Origin of the sequence: Pseudomonas sp. HMWF006 (assembly GCF_003061205.1) — a bacterium.
Lineage (GTDB): Bacteria > Pseudomonadota > Gammaproteobacteria > Pseudomonadales > Pseudomonadaceae > Aquipseudomonas > Aquipseudomonas monsensis.
This window is the reverse complement of the sequence record NZ_QAIU01000151.1, coordinates 1-1,384: the sequence shown is the minus strand read 5'-3', so window position 1 is coordinate 1,384 and position 1,384 is coordinate 1. Positions and strand designations below refer to the sequence as shown.

Sequence of the window (1,384 nt, the reverse complement as noted above, 5' to 3'; positions counted from 1 at the left end):
TGGCAGGATTTTCCGTGGCATCGGCTGTATTCCGAGATCGACGAGCCGCAAGTCGCCTTGCGTACCTTCACTGGCGAAGTCTCCTACACCGACGGTCAATACATCGGTAACTTCGCCGCCGCACTGGATGGCCCGGCGGGGGCGTTCAGCCTGAGCAGTCCGTTCAGCGGCAGCCTGAAACAGATCGCTTTGCCGCAACTGAAAATGGAAGCCGGGCAGGGCAAGGCCGAGGGGCATGTGAACGTGCAGTTCGCCGACGGCATCGCCTGGGACACTGCGCTAGAACTGTCAGCGTTGAACCCGGCGTACTGGGTCGCCGAGTTGCCGGGCACATTAGCTGGACCGCTGAAAAGTAAAGGCGAGATGAAGAACGAGCGCCTGAGCCTGACCGCCGACCTCGACTTGAAAGGCAAACTGCGCGGTCAGCCGGCGATCCTGCAAGCCAAGGCTGACGGTGCCGGCGAGCAATGGAACCTCAACGCCCTGCAAATCCGCCTCGGTGACAACAGCATCAACGGCAAGGGCAGCCTGCAACAGAAACTCACCGGGCAGATCGACATCAAGCTGACACGGCTGGCCCAGCTCTGGCCGCAGCTGCGCGGGCAGGTCACTGGCCAGGTCAACGTCGCCGGTACGCTGAAAGCACCGCAAGGCAAGCTCGACCTGCAAGGTGCGCAACTGGCATTCCAGGACAATCGCCTGCAAAGCCTCAACCTCGATGCCAGCCTCGACAATGCGCAACGGGCGAAGGTCGATCTGAAGGGCAGCGGGATTCAGGCCGGCGACACTAACCTCGGCGTGTTGACCGCCAGCGCCCAGGGCGACATCAAAAGCCAGAAGCTCAACCTCGACCTGATCGGGCCGAAACTGAAACTGGCCTTGGGGCTGGACGGCAATCTGGACAAGGGCAACTGGCGCGGACGTCTGGCCAGTGGTGACATTCAGGCCGGTGGGCAGGACTGGAAACTGCAAAACCCGGCCAGGCTCGAACGCCTGGCTGACGGCAAGATCAACTTCGGCGCGCATTGCTGGATGTCCGGCAATGCCAGCCTGTGCGGTGAAGACCAGCGGCTGCTGCCCGAGCCGAAATTGCGCTACCACCTCAAGCAATTCCCGATCGAAAGCCTCGCGCAATGGTTGCCGAAGGATTTCGCCTGGCAGGGCAAGCTCAACGCCGACCTGCAACTGGACCTGCCGGCCAGCGGCCCGAACGGTGTGGTCAGTATCGACGCCAGCGGCGGCACTTTGCGCATGAAGGAAAAGGATCAGTGGCTGGACTTTCCGTACCAGACCCTGAAACTCATCAGCAAACTCACACCGAAGCGCATCGACACTGACCTCAACTTCGTCGGCGGCAAGCTTGGCGAACTGATGGTGCAGGCCC

At 61.7% G+C, this 1,384-nt stretch carries 1 protein-coding gene; it reads left to right on the top strand.

Annotated elements, in window-relative coordinates:
• Positions 1-1,384 (top strand): translocation/assembly module TamB domain-containing protein (locus DBR24_RS05955; protein WP_371921237.1); only part of this gene is annotated, 1,384 nt, incomplete at both ends.